Annotated in this window: 13 protein-coding genes; 4 read left to right on the forward strand and 9 right to left on the reverse strand. The window is 61.0% G+C overall.

All coding sequences use genetic code 11. The annotated features are described in order from the left end of the window. Positions 1 to 59: 59 nt before the first annotated feature. Positions 60 to 1091, reverse strand: coding sequence for a hypothetical protein (locus QM647_RS03500; protein WP_414994082.1), 1032 nt, complete (start codon positions 1089 to 1091; stop codon positions 60 to 62). 268 nt (positions 1092 to 1359) lie between these two features. On the opposite strand from QM647_RS03500, the gene msrB reads away from it, so the two are divergent. Both msrB and msrA read left to right on the forward strand, forming a co-directional pair. Continuing rightward, positions 1360 to 1827: a peptide-methionine (R)-S-oxide reductase MsrB gene (gene msrB / locus QM647_RS03505; protein ID WP_414994083.1), complete on the forward strand. Its 468-nt coding sequence runs from the start codon at positions 1360 to 1362 to the stop codon at positions 1825 to 1827. Positions 1828 to 1875: 48 nt separating this feature from the next. Further along, entirely contained in the window at positions 1876 to 2490 is a 615-nt protein-coding gene (gene msrA, locus QM647_RS03510; RefSeq protein WP_414994084.1) for a peptide-methionine (S)-S-oxide reductase MsrA, read from the forward strand. Here the strand turns inward: msrA and galA are convergent. The 8 genes from galA to QM647_RS03550 all read right to left on the reverse strand — a co-directional run bounded on the left by galA (position 2487) and on the right by QM647_RS03550 (position 15381). After that, positions 2487 to 4964: a beta-galactosidase GalA gene (gene galA / locus QM647_RS03515; RefSeq protein ID WP_414994085.1), complete on the reverse strand. Its 2478-nt coding sequence runs from the start codon at positions 4962 to 4964 to the stop codon at positions 2487 to 2489. The two genes, msrA and galA, sit on opposite strands and share 4 nt — an antisense overlap. A gap of 152 nt (positions 4965 to 5116) precedes the next feature. Beyond that, on the reverse strand, positions 5117 to 8008 hold the full coding sequence (locus QM647_RS03520; RefSeq protein WP_414994086.1) for a TonB-dependent receptor: 2892 nt from the start codon (positions 8006 to 8008) through the stop codon (positions 5117 to 5119). A 112-nt stretch (positions 8009 to 8120) separates the two neighbouring features. Beyond that, positions 8121 to 9092: a FecR family protein gene (locus QM647_RS03525; RefSeq protein WP_414994087.1), complete on the reverse strand. Its 972-nt coding sequence runs from the start codon at positions 9090 to 9092 to the stop codon at positions 8121 to 8123. Continuing rightward, positions 9079 to 9687, reverse strand: a complete 609-nt coding sequence (locus QM647_RS03530; RefSeq protein WP_414994088.1) for an RNA polymerase sigma factor — start codon at positions 9685 to 9687, stop codon at positions 9079 to 9081. The genes QM647_RS03525 and QM647_RS03530 overlap by 14 nt, the downstream gene beginning before the upstream one ends. Before the next feature lie 101 nt (positions 9688 to 9788). Further along, the gene (locus tag QM647_RS03535; protein ID WP_414994089.1) at positions 9789 to 11129 is read right to left on the reverse strand and encodes an arabinogalactan endo-beta-1,4-galactanase; all 1341 of its coding nucleotides are present in this window, start codon (positions 11127 to 11129) and stop codon (positions 9789 to 9791) included. Between the two features lie 51 nt (positions 11130 to 11180). Beyond that, positions 11181 to 12827: an EAL domain-containing protein gene (locus tag QM647_RS03540; RefSeq protein ID WP_414994090.1), complete on the reverse strand. Its 1647-nt coding sequence runs from the start codon at positions 12825 to 12827 to the stop codon at positions 11181 to 11183. A 92-nt stretch (positions 12828 to 12919) separates the two neighbouring features. Then, positions 12920 to 14683, reverse strand: coding sequence for an ATP-binding protein (locus tag QM647_RS03545; protein ID WP_414994091.1), 1764 nt, complete (start codon positions 14681 to 14683; stop codon positions 12920 to 12922). A 56-nt stretch (positions 14684 to 14739) separates the two neighbouring features. Then, positions 14740 to 15381 carry a TetR/AcrR family transcriptional regulator gene (locus tag QM647_RS03550; protein ID WP_414994092.1) on the reverse strand — a complete coding sequence of 214 codons (642 nt, stop codon included), beginning with the start codon at positions 15379 to 15381 and terminating at the stop codon, positions 14740 to 14742. Between the two features lie 135 nt (positions 15382 to 15516). Here QM647_RS03550 and QM647_RS03555 point away from each other — a divergent pair, with 135 nt between their 5' ends. Together QM647_RS03555 and QM647_RS03560 are read left to right on the forward strand one after the other, a co-directional pair. Continuing rightward, positions 15517 to 16962 (forward strand): efflux transporter outer membrane subunit, encoded by a 1446-nt coding sequence (locus QM647_RS03555; protein WP_414994093.1) that lies wholly within the window; start codon positions 15517 to 15519, stop codon positions 16960 to 16962. A 19-nt stretch (positions 16963 to 16981) separates the two neighbouring features. Next, positions 16982 to 18079 carry an HlyD family efflux transporter periplasmic adaptor subunit gene (locus QM647_RS03560; protein ID WP_414994094.1) on the forward strand — a complete coding sequence of 366 codons (1098 nt, stop codon included), beginning with the start codon at positions 16982 to 16984 and terminating at the stop codon, positions 18077 to 18079. The last annotated feature ends 74 nt before the right edge of the window (positions 18080 to 18153 follow it).

Raw genomic sequence — 18153 nt, forward strand, 5'->3', positions numbered from 1 at the left:
AAAGACAAGTGTCACAGAAACAGGCTGCCGCATCGCAACAGCCTGTTCCGTAAGGCTTCTTAGTAGCGCAGTTGCGACCAGATACCGATCTCGTCGGAGACCGTCTTGTGACCGCCGCCGGTGCTGTTTTCGTCGTGCTTCAGAGCCAGCGAGAAGTCGACACCCTTGAAGGCGGTGTAGGAAACGCCGAGGTTGTAGTACTCATCCTTCTTGTCGGTCGCGAGGGTTTCCGACGGATTGACCTGTTCGACACGGCCGAAGACGGTGTAGGCCGGGTTCAGGCGATAGGAGGCGAAGAGCGAGGTGCCGTTGGCTTTGTCGGAGTCGGCGGACAGGACCTGGGTGTAGTCGTTGGCGTTGAAGTATTCAACGCCCACCTTCAGGCGGTCGCCGGTGAAGGCCGCGACGGCATCAAGACGCTCGGCGTCATGATAAGTCGTGGTGCCATAGGTTTCCTTGCCGAGCTTGCCGGTATAGCCGCCCAGACCGAAGTTCCACTGACCGAACTTGGCCGACACGCGGCCTTCAACGTCCATGCCCTTCGAACGGGTCGGGTTCTTGTAGCCACCGCCGTTAACGGCCGACACGGCGTAGGAGAAGTTCGGGCCCAGCTTGCCGAGCGCGTGGATGCCCCAGTCGGCCGAGTTGCCGTAGGACTTGCGGTCGATCATGGTCTTTTCAACGTAGCGGTAGCCATAGAGATCCTCAACATAGGGGATCCACGGCATGTCGGCCGAACCGACGCGGACGATCAGGGCCGGGTTGAAGGTGCCTTGCAGGTAGGCCTTCTTCACGAAGACTTCGACGTTGCTGGTGCCGGAGTTATAGCCCATGTCGGTCGTGAGGTTCATGGCCCAGATGTCGGTGAACTTGTGATCGACGCCGATGTAGAAGCGCGTCACGTCGAAGCCCGTGCCGTTCGAAGTGCCGGTCTGGGTGCCATCCGTCTTGGTCGTCAGGTTGGTGAAGTCGGCATAGATACGGCCGGAAACGGAGGTGTTGTCGGTCCAGCTCTGGGCCGAGGCGCCGGAGGCAGCGGCGACCATCGCGAGAGCGGCGGCGGCAGCGCCGATGACGAGGGATTTTTTCATGATGAAATTACCTTGTGCGTGTGCTTGTAATTTTCTGGTCCCCGAACAGCCAGGGCCACGCACGGCGCATTAGGCGCGCTTCATGACAGTCGCGTGTAGGTGATTTGACACTTATGTGACGCCCATCTTTATGGGCTATTTACAAATCAGATGGCCGGCCGGTGCGTTATAAAGGTCACAGTTTTCGCCTCCTGGGCGATGACATTTCCTCATGTAACCGGATGGACGATTTCAGCGTATAAGTGAGAAAGCTGCCACGGAGTGTCACATGCTACGCCGTCATTTTCTCTGCCTTACCGGAATGGGCCTGTTCGCCGCCGCCTGCTCGCGCAGCGAGGCCGAGACCGTTACGCCCCTTACCCTCAGCGACGCCGAGTGGAAAAAGCGTCTGCCGCCCGCCTCGTATGAAGTGCTGCGCCATGAGGCCACGGAGCGCGCCTTCACCAGCCCCCTGCTCAATGAACACCGCAAAGGCACCTTTGTTTGCCTGGGCTGCGATCTGCCGCTGTTCAGTTCCGACACCAAGTACGATTCGATGACAGGCTGGCCAAGCTTCTTCAGCGCCCTGCCCGGCCATCTGCAAACCAAGAGCGATTTCAAGATCGGCATTCCGCGTACCGAATATCACTGCGCGCGCTGCGGCGGTCATCAGGGGCACCTGTTCGATGACGGTCCGCGCCCGACCGGCAAGCGCTATTGCAACAATGGCGTGGCCCTGAAGTTCATTCCCGCTTGATTGGCCCGCTTGATTGGCCCGTTTGATTGGCCAGTGTAGGAGATAAACATGTTGAGACGATTGTTTGTGACGAGCCTGCTGGCCTTCAGTTTTGCCGGCAACGCTATGGCGGCCGCACCACAGGTGGCGGTTTTTGGCGGCGGATGTTTCTGGAGCACGCAGAAGGCCTTCGACCATGTGAAGGGCGTCACCAATACGCGCGCCGGCTTCATGGGCGGATCGGTGAAAAATCCCACCTATGAGGACGTCATCAGCCACACGACCGGCCATGTCGAAGCGGTGGAAGTGACCTACGACCCGGACCAGGTCAGCTATCAGCAACTGCTCGACACCTACTGGCACTCAACAGATCCGACGACCAGGGCCCGCGTCATCTGCGATGGCGGTGACAATTACCGCACGGCCATCTTCACCTTCTCGGAGGCGCAATATGCCGCGGCGGTCAATTCAAAGATCGCCGTCGGCAAGCAATTGAACAAGCCGATCTATACGCTGGTGGTCAAATCGACCCAGACCGGCCTGCCCTTCTATCCGGCCGAAGACTATCATCAGCATTACTGGCAGACACATAAGGCGCATTACGATGCCTATGTCGTCGGCTGCGGCCGCCCCGGCGCCCTGAAAAGACTGTGGGGCGACCAGGCGCCGAACTACCAGGACTAGGCCGACTTTAGCACCACCTTGCCGCTGGCCAGCCCATCCGCCGTGGCGGTGACTGTAATCCCGCCTGCGCCCGTAACCTGCACGATAGCGCAGCATAGGCCATTGAACGCCTGGCGCTGCGATGCCTTATCGGCTTCATGGCTGTTCGGATTGCCATTGCCGACGCCGATGACCGCGCCGGGACCGGAGACGACGAATTGGATCAGATTATTCACCTTCGGAACCGGACGGCCCTTGGCGTCGAACACCTCGGCCTTGATGACCGTGCAGTCCATGCCGTCATTGGCAAGTGTTGTGCGGTCGGTGGTCAGGATAATCTTCGCCGGCGCGCCTGCCGTTTCGCGCCTGTCCTTCAGGATGACCTTGCCGGCCTTATAGGCGAAGGCTTCGATCTTTCCGGGCTGGTACGGCACGGTCCATTCGACGTGGAAATCCTTTGTGACAGTTTTGCGACCCGCCGATTTGCCGTTGACGAACAGTTCGACCTCGTCGGCATTCGAATGTGCCCAGACGGAAATGTCCTTGCCTTCCTTGCTTCCATCTTCTTTGGCCCAATTCCAGTGCGGAAAGAGATGCAGCAACGGTTCCGGCCGCCACCAGGCGCGGTAATAATAGTAGTTGTCCTTCGGGAAGCCGCAGGTATCGAGCGCGCCGAACTGTGACGAAATCGACGGCCATTCGCTATAGGGCGTCGGCTCGCCGCGATAATCGAAACCAGTCCAGATAAAGCCGCCGGCGATATAGGGCTTGGCGTCGAAATGCGGCCACCAGCCCTCAGCGGTGCTCGCCCACCACGGCGCGGTCGTGTCATAGGCCGGCACGATATGGGCGGCGTCATCCTTGATATATTCACCACGCGTCGAGACCGTCGAGGCCGTCTCGGTGCCGATGATCGGCTTGTTGGGGAACTTGTCGTGGAAGCCGTCGATCAGTTGGTCACGATAGTTGAAGCCGATGACATCGATCACCTCGGTGATGCCTTCGCCATAACCATTATCCATGGCGGCGGTAATCAGGCGTGTCGGGTCCAGGTCATTGCACAGACGCTTCATGGTGCGGGCGATATGGGCGCCGCGCGCGGTGCCCTGCTGCGGCTCCTCATTGCCGATCGACCACAGGATGACCGAGGGGTGATTGCGGTCGCGGCGGATCAGGGTTTCCAGCTGCGCCAGCCCTTCCGGCGACGAAGTCATCATGCGGGTTTCGTCGATGACCAGAATGCCCATCTCGTCGCACAGATCGAGCAGCTCCGGCGTCGGCGGATTGTGCGAAGCGCGATAGGCGTTGCAGCCCATGTCTTTCAGCTGTTGCAGGCGCCAGCGTTGCAGGGCGTCCGGTATGGCCGCGCCGACCCCGGCATGATCCTGGTGATTGCAGGTGCCCTTCAGCTTGACGGACTTGCCGTTGAGGAAGAAGCCGGTTTGCGCATCGAACTTGATATCGCGGAAACCGAAGCGGGTGATGACCTGATCAATATGCTCGCTGCCTTGCCATATCGATGCATCTGCAAAGTAAAGCGCCGGTGTATCAATTGCCCATAGCTTAGGGGCTTTGATCGTGTGTGTTTGACTAATCACCTGCTCGCTGAAAGGCGGAAGCACCAAGTCGCTGAAAGCCAACACTGGCGTATCGATGGGAGTGAAATAGATGTTACTGTTCAAAGTAACTGTTTTTGTTTCGCCACTGTCATTACGCACCGTGGTCGTCACCTCGACCGTACCATCCGCCTTGGCGCGCACGCAGACGCCATATTGCGGAATATGCACCGGATCGGTCTTAACCAGCCAGACATGGCGATAGATGCCGGCGCCTTCGTAAAACCAGCCCTCGCCCAGGGACGCATCGACGCGCACCAGCACCGTATTGGGCGTATCATCCGTATTGAGGAAATCGTTCAGTTCGACGCGGAAGGGCGTATAGCCGCTGTCATTGCGCTTCACGATATAACCGTTGATCACCACCATGGCGTCGCGGAATACGCCGTCGAATTCCAGCGAGATACGCTTGCCTTTATCGGCGGCATCGAGCGTGAATGTCTTGCGGTACCAGCCGACGCTGGTTTCCGGATAATCGCGTCCGAGCGGTTTGTAACCGTGATTGGCGGCCGGGTCCCAGACCGCGCCGTGATCGTCCGGCTTGAGTGGCGTTTTCGGCGCCTTGTGCACGAAGGGCAGTTCCACCGCCCAATCGTGCGGCAGGGTGACCGGCCGCCACTGCGAGTCATCGTAGTCCGCCTTGGCCACCGGCGTGGCGTCTATGCCCTGTTTGGCATAGGTGCGCAGATCACCGCCATAGCCGAAATCCTTTTCCACATCGTAGAGGTGCCCGAAGGCGAAGCGCCAGCCGGTATCAAAGCGGGTGCGACGTTGGTCTTGCGCCGCCGTCTGGACCTGCGCCTGCGATGTCCCGGCCTGAACGGCGACGAATGTAGCGGCGGTTCCGGCCAGCAGATGGCGGCGATTCAGATCAAGCATGGCGGTTTCCTCGTGATTTGCAGATACAATGATGGCCAGCACCTGATGAGGTCAAGGGCTGGCCATGGAATAGATTTTAAGAAAGCAAGAGACCCCACCACCGCATCTCAGCTGCGCCCATTCTTCATGGGCGTGGTGGTGGGGAATCTTCCCTAGTACTTCACCGTGAAGTCCAGCAGGTAACGCTTGCCATAGAGGTCATAGCGGCCCAGGCGGTCCTTCTCGTTGTCGTTATAGGTACGCAACGGCGTATCCAGCAGGTTGTTGGCCTGGAAGCGGACCTGGACGATCGGGTTGATCTGGTAGCTGATCGAGAAGTCCATGGTCGTTTCCGGACGCACGCGGATCAGCTGTGAATCGTCCCAGCCATAGATGGCCGTATAGGTATCGTGGTACTTGGTGCCCAGGCGGGCATCGATGCCATGATCGGAATACCAGAAGTCCAGCGTGGCGGTATTCTTGGCCAGGCCGTTCAGCGGCAGGTCGTTGGACATTTCCGTCAGATCGGAATCGACATAGGCGTAGTTGGAATAGACGCCGAAATGATCGAGCCCGACAAAGCCGAATGAGGACTGGTAGGTCAGTTCCACGCCGTCGATACGGCCGCCCTTGTCCGAATTCACCGGCGAGGTCAGGGTATAGACATTGCCGTTGATCGTTTCCTGGCGCGACGAATAGCCGACAAAGTTCTCGACCTGCTTGTGATAGACGCTGACGGCGAACAGGGCGTCCTTGTTAAAGTAGTTCTCGTAAGAGATATCGAGCTGGTTGGCCTCGAACGGCTTCAGGTACGGATTACCCGACGAACCGGTATAGGGCGCGCTGGAGGAAATCTGGCGCGTAATGATCATGTCGTTGAGCGGCGGGCGCGAAATGACCTTGGCGGCCGAAAGCTTCAGGTACTGACCATTGCCGAAATCGAGACGCGCCGTGGCCGAGGGCAGGACCTTGGTATAGCTGGTGCCGCCGCTGACCGGTGTCGTGACCATTTCCTGCACCCAGTTGCCGCTGCCCGCCGGACTTTCGATCCAGTTGCCGGCCACGGTCGAGGTGCCGTCCGAGGTGGCGTCGACATCGACGACGCGCACACCGATATTGCCGTCCACCGGAATGCCGCCGATCGTGGTGGCGTAGGTGCCTTCGAGATAGGCTTCGGAGACCTTTTCCTTGACCCGGTCGGTAATCGGCGTGGTCTTCGGATCGATATCGAACGAAGTGCCGTAAAGATGGGTCGCCAGCGCGCCGAAATTGCCGGTCAGGATGGTCGGGATATTGAAGTTCTTGAAGCTGTAGGACGTCAGCAGATAGTCAGGCACGGTGCTGACGATCGGCGAGACCGTGCCATCGAGCGAGCCCAGCGCCTTGGTGCGGTCGGATGCCCGCGCGCCGAACAGGATGCTCTTGAAAAGACCGCTGTCGAGGTGACGCTCGAAATCGAGATGCACCGCGCTCAGTTCGTCGGTGACGGCGCCAAGCGAGGTCTGGCCATTGGCGACGCTCTGGGTGTTGTCTTCCGGCGACGAGGAGACCGTGATCACCGGCTTGTCGCGGAAATCATAGGTCATCAGGCTGGGCCAGTACTGGAATTCGGTGGCGGCCCACAGGTTATAGCGCTGCGCCTTGGAATAGGAGGCATCGGCCGAAACCGTCCAGTGTTCGCTCGTCCACTTGCCGTTCAGCCCCTGCACGATCAGGGTCTTGTCCTCGGTATAGCGGGCCACGACGGATTTATCTCCGGCCCAGGCCACCGAGGCCGCCACCACATCGCCATTGCTGTTGATGACCGGATCGCTGCCCGAAGCCGTCGCGCCATCGACATAGTTGCTCAGGTTTCCGCCATCCCAGTTGCCCCAGGCGCCATCGCCATACCAGGCCTGGTCCTGCAGCTCATTGATCTTGATGTCGGAATAGAGCAGGTCATAGCTGAGCTGGAAATTATCGCTCGGCTTGAACTGCAGGCCGAGCGAAGCCCCGAAGCGCGATTCCTTCAGGCGCTTCGCCTCGGCCTGAGCCCCCCAGGGCGTGTTATATTTGGTCGTATCGCCGGCCAATACCGCGCCATTGTCAGCGCCGGAATTGTAACCCCAGCCCTGCACGGATTCATAGCCGTTCTTCTGGACCTGCGAGGTCAGGCCGAAGACGGCGGCAAACTGGTCAGAGAAGCGATGGACCAGCGAGGCCGAGGCGCGATAGCCCAGGCCGTCATAGTTCGGGAAGGCCGAGCCGCCATCATAATAGACCGGTCCGGCGCGCAGCACGAAGGATGGCCCCTTGTAGTCGAGTGGACGGATGGTCTGCAGGTCGACCGTGCCGGAGATACCGCCGGAGATCAGCTTTGCTTCCGAGGACTTGTAAACCGAGGCGCCGGACACGACTTCCGACGGATAGACTTCCCAGCGCACATTGCGGTCCGGTTCCGAGGAGGCGACTTCGCGGCCATTGACCGTGCCCAGCACCATCCGGGCGCCCAAGCCCCGGATCGAGGCCTGGCTGTCATTGCCGCGGTCGCGGGTAGCGGTGACGCCCGGCAGGCGGTTCAGGGTTTCGGCGATGGTGACGTCCGGCAGGGCGCCGATGTCCTTCGAGGAAATGGCTTCGACAATGCCTGTATTGCGGCGCTTGACATCCAGCGCATCGCGCAGGGACTTGCGCACGCCGACTACGACGACTTCCTGTGGATCGGCGGGAGCCTCGGCAGCGGCATCGCTGGCCATGGCCTCGGCGGTGGCGGCGCGCACCACCACGGCGGAGGCGCCGTCATTTGTCTTCACGGTGAGGCCGGTATTGGCGATGAGCTGCGCCAGCGCCGCGTCATTGCTCAGGCTGCCGGAAACGGCATTGGTGCGCACCCCCTGCAGATCGTCGGCCGTAGCCAGGACCTGCAGCCCCGATTGTTTGACAAAGGCCGGTATGGCGCTGGCGGCGTCCTGCGCCGGAATATTGAAGGTTTTGGTCTGTGCGGCTGCCGGCTGCGCCACCATGACCACGGCAGCCACGGAGCCCATGAGCGCCGCGCGGAAGGCGGCATTATTCCAATATGACATTGTCTGTTCCCTGACGTCTTGTGTTTACATCTTGTTGTCGAGGCGTGTTTTTCCACGCCTTCTGAAACCAAGATGTCCGGCTTGCTTTTTTCCGCCGAATTGTACGACTTTTTTACAAGGATGTATCAGATGTGCCAATTATGATACGGTCGCCCGTGTCGCTCACCGGCACATTGAGGGCGGCCTGCACCGCGCGGGCAAAGGTTTCCGGCTGATCGACATGGAAGCCGCCCACCAGCTTCTGCGCATTGAGGGACGGATCGGCGATGACGATCTGACGGCTGTTATAGCGGTTGAATTCGGCCACCGCCTCGTCCAGGGTTTCGGAATTGAGCACGATCTCGCGCTCGCGCCAGGCCAGCTTGCGCTCGACCTCCTCGGGGCGGTAGGTCACATCCACCGCCTCCGGCTTCACTGGCACAAAGGCCTCATGACCGGCCGTGAGCGTCACCCGCTTGTCCTTGTCGTTGACATTCCACGCCTCGACCGTGCCCTCGGTCACCAGCACATCGGCGCCACCGGCCCGCCGGCGGACGCTAAAGGCCGTGCCGACCGCGCGCACGCGAATATCACCGGCCGAGACGACGAACGGCACCTCAGGGTTCTTGGCCACCTCGAACCAGGCCTCGCCCTTCACCAGCGCCACATGGCGGATCTGCGGCGTCATGTCGACATCGATCTGACTGTCGGTATTGACCGAAGCGATCGAGCGATCCTTGAGCGGCACGCTGCGCAATTCACCGACACCGGTGGCAACACTTAAACGATGCGAGAGCACGTAGCCGACCGCCACGGCCCCGGTCAGGGAAGCCGCTACCGCCCCGCCCATGACATAGCGGCGGCTGACGGACGTGCGGTGCCGCTTCAGTTTTTCTTCCAGCGCCCGCCGGGCCAGCAGGGTATCGCCGTGCGTCATGACCTGCGCGCGATCGAGCATCGTCCAGGCCGCCTCGGCACGCAGGAAGGCGCCCTGATGGCGCGGGTCCGCGTCATACCAGGCCTCAAAAGCCCGGCGCGTTCCTTCACTCGTATCACCCTCCAGACGGGCAACCCAGGCGCCCGCCTCCTCATCAATCCGCAACATGAACCCTCTTGTACCCGGCACCGGATTTTAACGCGGCCACCATGCCCGATCCGCCTTCCGCCATGTGACGCAGGATCAGATTCAGCCCTTTGGCCGTTTCCTTCTCGACTATATTTTCGCTGATACGCAAGGCCTTCGCCGTCTCCGCCTGGGAGAGACCATGCACCTTGCGCAGCTCGAAAACCCGGCGGCAACGTTCAGGCAGAGCCTCGATCAGGCCAAGCACCTGAGTCAGCTCGGCGCGCGACGAGGCAGCGCTTTCCGGGCTCGGCCCCAGATCGGCGACGCCCAGTTCATCGAGATTCTGCACGGTCATGATCGACACCACCTTGCTGCGCCGGACCTGCTCCAGCAGGACATTGCGCGCACAGCGAAAGAGATAGGCGCGCGGGTCCTCGATGTGGTCGAAACGCTCCAGCCGCAGCAGCCGGCAATAGACGTCCTGGACAATATCATCGCGTTCATGCGCCTTCACACCCAGTCGCAACAGCCAATGACGCAGATCCGCTTCATGCGGTAATATCTGCGATCCCACAAAGGCCAGAAGCGACTTGCGCGCTTCCCCGGATGGCCTGTTAGATACGATGCTTTCCATCGAGATTTCCGCCGCTCCCCGTGTGTTTTATCCGCCCTTGAAAGGCTTTTGCGGATTTATAACACAATAACGACGGTCTTCCAGATAATTGTACTACAATATTACGGCTGTGGCCTTCCTAACACAACCGGCCCGCCAGAGGTCGGCACGGTGACGTCAAATGCTTCGGCATCGCCCAGGGCGGTTTCGGTGTCCGCTGTGCCGATCAGCACATGGCTGCCCGGCCGCAGCCAGGCGGTATAGCTGAAACGCCCTTCCACCTTCTGCATGGCCACCGGGACGCCACCAGTGAAATCACCACCGAGATACTGCGCGGCCTGCCCCTGATCCGGCACCGTGAAGGTAACCGCCACCGGCCAGACATAAGTGGCTTTTGGCCATTCCAGCGCCGGCAGGGCCTTGCCCTTATAGTCGAAGAAGGCGGCGTTTTCCCAGTCCGAGCCCTGCGCCCAGCGTGTGCGGCATTTGGTCGAGACCCAGGCCGGTTCCCAGTAGACCACCCCGATCCCACCGGCATCGAGCGTCGCCTGCATCAGGTCGTGCATGTAGTTGGCCTGCCCGGCTATGGAGACCGGATAGGCTTTCAGGGCATATTCCGAACCGAGCAGATTGCGGGCGCTGTCGTTATAATCATCGGTGAAGGCATAGCCGGTTTCGACCACCACCACGTCCTTGCCGAACTTATAATGCACCCGACGAATGGTTTCGGCGAGGCCGGTCATATCCTCCTTCGACCAGCGGCTGTAATAGCTCATGCCGATGATGTCATAGCCGGTGACACCCGCCGCCGTAGCCGCATCGAACCACGGCTCGACATTTTCCGGCTGGGCGATATGCAGCATAATTTCCGATTTTATGGAACTATCGACTGAGGCGTCATGCACGGCGCGAATGCCGGCATTGAACAGTTTCGCATTGCGCGCCCAATGGATCGGCACATGCTCTTCCGGCTGGGTGCGCAGGATCTCGCCATTGGTCTCGTTGCCGACCTGCACCATTTCCGGCATCAGGTTTTTCGCCTTGAGCGTATTCAATGTATCGAGCGTATATTGATAGAGCGCTTTCGCCTGATCGTCCTCGGAAAGACCGGCCCACGCAGCGGGCACGAGTTGCTTGCCGCCATCGGCCCAGTCATCGGAATAGTGGAAATCGAGCAGCACCTTCTGCCCCTGCGCCTTCGCGGCGGCGATGGTCGTCTCGACATCGGCCAGGTTCGAATAGGGCGTCCATTTGGCATCGACCCAGATACGGACGCGGATGAGATTATGGCCCGACTGCGCGAAGATTTTATAGGCATCGGTCTCGCCCTTGTAGTCGTATCTGGCGCCACAGGCCTTCATCTCGTTGACATAGGACAGATCGGCGCCGAACCAGTAGTCACGGGCGTCAGCGGTCGTGGCGGTCAACAGAATAACGGGAAGCAGGGGGAGGAGTTTGTGCATTTTCATAACAACCCAGATGCACCAGACCGGATTTTCCGCCGGATTGTAAGATTAACCCCAGCTTTCGATTACGCCCCGGCGCTTGCCGACGACCAGAGCCTTCGGCTCGTCGATCTGCGGTTTCGGCTTGCCGAACAGATAACCCTGACCGAAGCCGATACCCATGTCCTGGCACAAGGTCGCCATGGCCTCATCCTCGATCATCTCGGCCACGACGGCGGTATTCAGCTCACGGCACAGATGACTTACCGAACGCACCAGGGCGCGCTGGCGCGGATTGTCGCGCGCGTCCTTGATGAACGGCCCGTCGATCTTGACGAAATCGACATCGAAATGGCGCAGATAGGTATAGGTGGCCGCCCCCGCGCCGAAATCGTCAAGGCACACCCGGTAACCCGTGCGCCGCAGCCAGCGCAGGAAGGTGGCGGCCGCCTCGATATCCTCGATGGCGTTGGATTCGGTCAGTTCGAACATCAGCCGTTGGCCGACACCGCTGGCGGCGCTGAGCAACTGGCGCAGATGCTCGCGAAACAGATCGCCCTGGATCGACAGGCCCGACAGATTGATGGCGATGGTGACGTCATTGCGCTTGGTCAGGGTCTCCAGCGCCTTTTTCGCCACGGCCAGATCGAAATCCTGCACGAGTCCGAGTTGTTCGGACAGGCGGATGGTATCGAAGGGCGCGCGGCCATCGGCAAAGCGCAGCAGGGCCTCGTAATGATGCGTCGTGCGGTCATCGAGACGCACCACCGGCTGATAGAACAGGGTATATTTCTGGCTATCGATCAGGGCGCGGATATTATCGAAATGCTGCACCGTCTCCGCCATGGCGGTTTTCAGCCCCTGCGCCAGCGAACTGATCGGGCTGCGCTCCGGCTTGCAGAAATCGGTAAGGACATATTGCAGGGCCTTGGCGATACTGTCCTGGTCGAGATTGCCGGTGGAAAGTTCGAGATTGAGCACGGAGGGCGCCAAACTGTCTTCCGGCAACCCAACTGCCACGGCCGCTGCGCGGATGTCACGGGACAGGGCTTCCGGCGACGCCCCTTCGCCCTTGGGAGAGGGAATATAGCTGAAGGCCTCTTCCGAAAGCTGCGCCGCCGCGCTGCCCCCCACGGCCTGGGCACGCAGGACGGAGCTGATCTCGCCCATCAGCAGTTCGGACTGTGCGACCGGCAGCTGGCGCATGGCCTGGGAAAGCCCTGCCACGCGCACCAGCTTCATGTCCTTCGGCGCCGTCTCGCCCTTCACGCCTATCTTTTTCTTGGCGAAACCGAGATAATCCTCAAGATCGAGGAGGCCAGATTGCCCGTCGGCCGCGGTCTGGGCCACAACGCCGTCCGACAGAACTGTCAGGCTGATAAAGGTACTGCCCTCGCCGGTGCCAAGATAACAGGCGCCCATATTGACCAGCAGCGGCGGGCCTTCCGCCTGCAGCAGGTTCAGGCCGCAGGGCTCGATACGGCCGATCGTCTTCGCTCGGTTCAGCAGGTGGCGCGCAAAGGCGCGATCAGCGGGAATGAAGATATCGCAGACCTCGCGCCCGATCACGCCTTCTGCCAGGCCGCTCAGCAGGGCCTGGGTAGCGCCGATGGTCTTGATAATACGAAAATCGCCATCAACCTCGATCAGCAGGTCGGCCGCCGCCAGGGAAAAAGCAATATAGCGGTCGCGTTGCGCCTTGAGATCGTCGGTCATTCTGCCCCCGGTCGTCCGTCCACAGACGGTCTGTTCCGGCACAGACTACAAACTAAGTCTTAAAATACAACTTACCCGCAAGATTAACGGGGTTATTGCGCGTCCAGTTTCATATCCGCCAGCAGGGCGCGCAGATATTCACGGTTGATGCGATCCTCATCCACCGGCGCCGGACGGGCGGGCCGGGGCGGGGCATAGGCGGGCCGCGACTCGCGCGGCGAAGGCGCCGCATCGAATATCTGTCGTGTAAGGGTCTGAGGTATCGGTGTGGCTTTCGGGTCCGGCCGGGCTGCCAGGCATTCGACGGGAATCTCGAACCACACGGTCGTGCCCTCGCCCGGTTTCGAACTCATGCCGATATGGCCGCCCAGCATCTCGACAATGGTCTGGGCGATGGAAAGCCCCAGCCCTCGCCCTGTGCGGCCACCCGCGAACATGGCCCTGGCGCGTTCCGCGTCCATGCCGGTACCGGTATCGCGCACGCTGACATGCAGCTGGCTCTCCGATTGCCGGGTGACCTGGTTTTCCGTTGTGAGCCGGCGCGCCGTGACGCTGATCACGCCGTCGCGCGTGGCCTTGCAGGCATTGGACAGCAGGTTTTGCAGCACCTGTTGCACACGGTCCGCGTCAATATGCGCTACCTGGTCGAAATCACTGATATGAACACCAAGACGCGTACCGCGCGCCTCGGCCTGGGGCACGAAAGCCGCAACGGTCTCGCGAATGACCGCCGCCACATCGACCACGCCGTCCTCACTATCGCTTTCGACCGCTTCGGCGGCCACGGTATCGGCCACCGCCGTCTGCAAGGCCTCGGCCGAGGCCAGCAGGTGACGGGCATAATCGGCGGTCTCAGCCGCGGACACCGGCCGGGTTTCGATCAGGCGCACATAGGCCAGGATGTCGTTCAGCGGCGCGCGCAGGTCATCTGTGATGTGAGACAGGAAATCGTCCGACGCTGACGTCTTCGCCCGGCTGATATCGCAGACCACAGCGCACAGCCGCGCCGGCGCGCCCTCGGCGTCATATTCGACACCGCCCTGGGTGCGGATCAGACAGGTCACCTGATCGGCGGGGCGGACAATGCGGACCTCGAAGTCGAAATCCCCCTCCGCATTCACCGCCCGCTGAAAATGTTCGATGATGCCCGGGCGGTCTTCCGGGCGGTAGATGTCGAGCTGGGTGGCGACCTGCGGCCTGAACTGCGCCGGATCGCGCCCCATCAGGGCATAGAGCCCCGACGACCAGGTGACCGTGCGCGTCGCCAGGTCGATGGTCCAGTATCCCATGCCAGTCATGTCCGCGGCGCGGTCGATACGGGCCTGCTGCGCCTGCAGTTCCGCAAGGATGCGACGGCGCGCGCCGTCCTCTTTCGCCAGCGCGACCAGCGTCGAGACCTGGCCGGCAAACTGGCCGAACAGGGCCAGCTTGGTATCGGGAATCTCGCTGGCCGCCACTGTATCGGCCATGGCCAGGACGCCCAGCACCTCGCCTTCATGAACCAGCGGCATGTCGGCATAGAATCGCATGTGCGGGGCGCGCAGAACGGCGCTTTCCAGGAAATAGCGACCATCGCAGGTAGTGTCGTCGATCAGCAGCCCTTCCCCGGCCACCAGCGGCCGTTCCGTGAAGGCGATGCCGTCCAGCACCTCGATATCCGAAATGCCGAAGGCGGAAACCGGGGTCACGCCACTGTCGTCACGCAGGCTGAGAAAGGCCATCGGCACATCGAACAGGGCCGCCGTCAGCCGGCAGACCGAGGCGCAGATTTCAGCGAAATCCGCACCCTGCTCCCCGCGATTCGCGCTCACACGATCGGCATTGAAAGCAATTGATTCCTCAGGCGTTTTCAGCATTTACAAACCCCTTTGCTAACAAACGTTAACCAAAAAGGTTTACACTTTGGTAAATATTACGCCTCGGCCTTGACGCCGTAATAGGCCATGAAGACATCGACTGCGAGATCGACCTGACGGGTCAGATATTCCTCGGTTGGCTGGGCGGCCAGGTTCATGATGCGCTTGAAATGGCAATCGGCGAAGATCAGGCTTTTCAACACAACGGCCGCTTCGTGAACATTGGGCGCGTTAATCTGCCCCTTATCATGGGCCGCCTGAAGCAGGCTGGTCAGATTGGAACCACCCTGACTCTGGATGACATTATGAAACATCTCGGCGAGTTGCGGATTGCGATAGCTTTCCTCGACGATCAGCTGAAAGGTACGGATCGCCTCGTCCGACATGATCGCCGTCAGTAATTCGCGTCCCATGACCGTCAGGGTCGTGCGCAGGTCGTCCGTGCCGGTATGGGCGAGAAAGAGATCCCCGATCTGTCCGCACTGCTCGCGGATGATGGCCTCGAACAGATCTTCCTTGCTGTTGAAATAGGCATAGAGCGTCGCCTTCGAGCCGCCCAGGCGGCTGGAAATCATCGACATACTGGCGCCGGCATAGCCGACTTCATAGAATACGCTGCGCGCAACGTGAACAATACGCTCACGGCGCTGATCTCTGAAAGTTGGAGCGTCTCTCAAGGTTTTTGTTGGCATTTCCATAAAAATTGTACCATACTGTACAGTTAGTGCTTGACTTGATCGACATGTTAGCGCAAATAAACTGAACTGTACAGTACGGTTCACTTTTTTGTGTTTCAGGACCTCCTCCCGATGCCCTCCCCCCAAAGAACTCACATGCCTAATTCCACGCGCGCTTTCCTGACCAAAGCGGCCAGCCTGAGCGCCCTCACGGTCGCCGCCGCCCTGCTGGCCAACTGCGCCTCCGTGCCCGCCTCTCAGACCATCGCCCCGCGCGATCTGCCCGCCGCCACCCAGAGCCTGACCTCTGAGACGGATGGCCAATGGCCGACGCAGGACTGGTGGAAAGGTTTCAACGACCCGCAGCTCAACGCTCTGATCGACGAAGCCTTCGCCAATTCGCCCGACATCCAGACCGCCGATGCCCGCCTGCTCAAGGCCGTGGCCTATAGCGACCAGATCGCCGAGTCGCTCAAGCCCAGCCTGTCGGCCAATGCGTCCCTGAGCTACAGCCAGTCCAGCCTCAATATGGGCTATCCGGCCGCCTTCCGTGATTTCCTGCCCAAGGGATATCACCCCCTGACCCGCGCCACCATCGGCGCCAACTATGATCTGGGTCTGTGGGGCAAGGCAAAGGCCGCGCGCAAGGGCGCCTTCGCCCAGGGCAAGGCCGCCGAGGTGCAGAGTGTCGCCGCCCGCCAGGATATCGCCGTCTCCGTCGCCCGTGCCTATGTCGAACTCGACCGTCTCTACCAGCAACGTGACGATGTCGCCGCCGTCAAGGCCAACAGCGACACCCGCCTGCAACTGATGCAGGCCCGCGCCACCCATAATCTGGAACCGAAGTCATCGGTGCTGACCAACCAGGACGACCAGGCCCGCCTCGCCGCCCAGCTGGTCAGTGTTGAAGCCGGCATCAAGATGCAGAAGAACCTGATCGCTGCCCTGGTGGGCGCCGGTCCGGATCGCGGCCTGACCATCGAGCGTCCGCACCTGGCCCCGGCCGAATTCACCACCCTGCCGGCCGATGCCAGCCTCAACCTGCTGGGCCGCCGTCCGGATGTCGAGGCCGCCCGCCTGATGGTGGAAGCCCAGGGCCAGAACGTGAAATACACCAAGGCCGACTTCTATCCCGACGTGAAATTCAGCGCTGACTGGGGTATCCAGGCGCTTGATTTCGACGGACTGACCCGCCACGACTCGGTGATCGGCGATATCGGCCCGGCCATCAGCCTGCCGCTGTTCGCCCAAGGCCGTCTCAAGGCCCAGTATCGTGGCGCCGAAGCCGACTATAACGACGCGGTCGCCACCTACAACAAGACGCTCGTCACCTCGCTCCAGCAGGTCTCGAACGCCGCCATCAGCACCAGATCCACGGCCGACCAGATCACCGAGGCCAAGGCCCGTGTCGATGCCGCCCAGCAGACCTACGACCTCGTCAACCTGCGCTATCAGCGCAACCTGTCGAGCAAGCTGGAAGTCATCGACGCTCAGGTCAAGCTGACCTCGGCCGAACTCGATCTATCCGACCTGAACGCCCAGGCCTACAATAACCGCATCAGCCTGATCGCCGCTCTCGGCGGTGGCTTCCAATCGAATTAAGCACACGAAGTTTAGCAAAATGACCGATCAATCCTCCCCTGATACGTCTCCCGCCGCCGCCAAGCCTGCCAACTCCAAGGCCCGCGGCCCGCTCTTTCTCATCTTCGGCGGCGTGGTTGTCCTCGCCGGCCTCGGCTTCGGCGCCTACACCCTGATCGAAGGCGGCAAGTCGGTTGAAACCGACAACGCCTATGTCGACGCCTCCACCGCCTCGATCACACCGCTGATTTCGGCGCCGGTGAAGGTGGCCGATATCTACGAGACCAAGACAGTCAAGGCCGGCGACGTGCTCGTGGTGCTCGATGACACCGACGCGAAACTGGCCCTGGCCGCCGCACAGGCCCAGCTCGACCAGGTCACCCGCCAGGTCGGCACCTATTACGAAAACGACGCTACCCTGAAGGCCCAGGCCGATGCCAGCGCCGCCGCGGTCAACAACGCCCAGGCCGTTTATGATAACGCCCTGAAGTCGTACACCGACCGCAAGGCTCTGTCCGGCACCGGCGCCGTTTCCGGCGAAGACCTGCAAAACGCTAAGGCCGCGCTCGATCAGGCCCAGGCCGGTCTCGCCACCGCCAAGGCTCAGGCCCAGGCCGCCATCGGCCAGCGCAGTTCGAACGCCGCCATCATCTCAGGCGTCGCCGTCGGCGAAAACCCGCAGGTGGTCGCGGCCCGCGTCAAGGTGGAACAGGCCCAGCTCGACCTCGACCGCACCATTATCCGTTCGCCGATCGACGGCGTCGTGTCACGCAACACGGTCGAGGTGGGCCAGCGCGTCCAGGTCGGCCAGTCTCTGATGAGCATCGTGCCGATCCAGAGCGCCTACGTGAACGCCAATTTCAAGGAAGTTCAACTGAAGAAGGTCAAGGTTGGCCAGCCGGTCGAACTGACCGCCGACGTCTATGGCGGCAGCGTCAAGTACCACGGCAAGGTCTCCGGCCTCTCCGGCGGCACCGGCTCCTCCATGGCCATCATCCCGGCCCAGAACGCCACCGGCAACTGGATCAAGGTGGTCCAGCGCGTCCCGGTCCGCATCGCGCTCAACCCGACCGAGCTGAAGGCCCACCCCTTGCGCGTCGGGATGAGCATGAAGGCCAAGATCAGCGTCAAGGACTAAAAGGCTCAGGAAACGCCTGACTTTTATATCTGCGTAACCGGTCCCTGCAGGGACCGGACTGACACACTGTACCC

The sequence above is a fragment of the Asticcacaulis sp. genome (assembly GCF_047605585.1).
GTDB lineage: Bacteria > Pseudomonadota > Alphaproteobacteria > Caulobacterales > Caulobacteraceae > Asticcacaulis.

Bases quoted from the DNA above. Each gene is read 5' to 3' on its own strand.
- QM647_RS03560 (WP_414994094.1), top strand. From the start codon at position 16,982: ATGACCGATCAATCCTCCCCTGATACGTCTCCCGCCGCCGCCAAGCCT.
- galA (WP_414994085.1), bottom strand. From the start codon at position 4,964: ATGCTTGATCTGAATCGCCGCCATCTGCTGGCCGGAACCGCCGCTACA.
- QM647_RS03535 (WP_414994089.1), bottom strand. From the start codon at position 11,129: ATGCACAAACTCCTCCCCCTGCTTCCCGTTATTCTGTTGACCGCCACG.
- msrA (WP_414994084.1), top strand. From the start codon at position 1,876: ATGTTGAGACGATTGTTTGTGACGAGCCTGCTGGCCTTCAGTTTTGCC.
- QM647_RS03500 (WP_414994082.1), bottom strand. From the start codon at position 1,091: ATGAAAAAATCCCTCGTCATCGGCGCTGCCGCCGCCGCTCTCGCGATG.
- QM647_RS03540 (WP_414994090.1), bottom strand. From the start codon at position 12,827: ATGACCGACGATCTCAAGGCGCAACGCGACCGCTATATTGCTTTTTCC.
- QM647_RS03555 (WP_414994093.1), top strand. From the start codon at position 15,517: ATGCCTAATTCCACGCGCGCTTTCCTGACCAAAGCGGCCAGCCTGAGC.
- QM647_RS03550 (WP_414994092.1), bottom strand. From the start codon at position 15,381: ATGGAAATGCCAACAAAAACCTTGAGAGACGCTCCAACTTTCAGAGAT.
- msrB (WP_414994083.1), top strand. From the start codon at position 1,360: ATGCTACGCCGTCATTTTCTCTGCCTTACCGGAATGGGCCTGTTCGCC.
- QM647_RS03520 (WP_414994086.1), bottom strand. From the start codon at position 8,008: ATGTCATATTGGAATAATGCCGCCTTCCGCGCGGCGCTCATGGGCTCC.
- QM647_RS03530 (WP_414994088.1), bottom strand. From the start codon at position 9,687: ATGGAAAGCATCGTATCTAACAGGCCATCCGGGGAAGCGCGCAAGTCG.
- QM647_RS03545 (WP_414994091.1), bottom strand. From the start codon at position 14,683: ATGCTGAAAACGCCTGAGGAATCAATTGCTTTCAATGCCGATCGTGTG.
- QM647_RS03525 (WP_414994087.1), bottom strand. From the start codon at position 9,092: ATGTTGCGGATTGATGAGGAGGCGGGCGCCTGGGTTGCCCGTCTGGAG.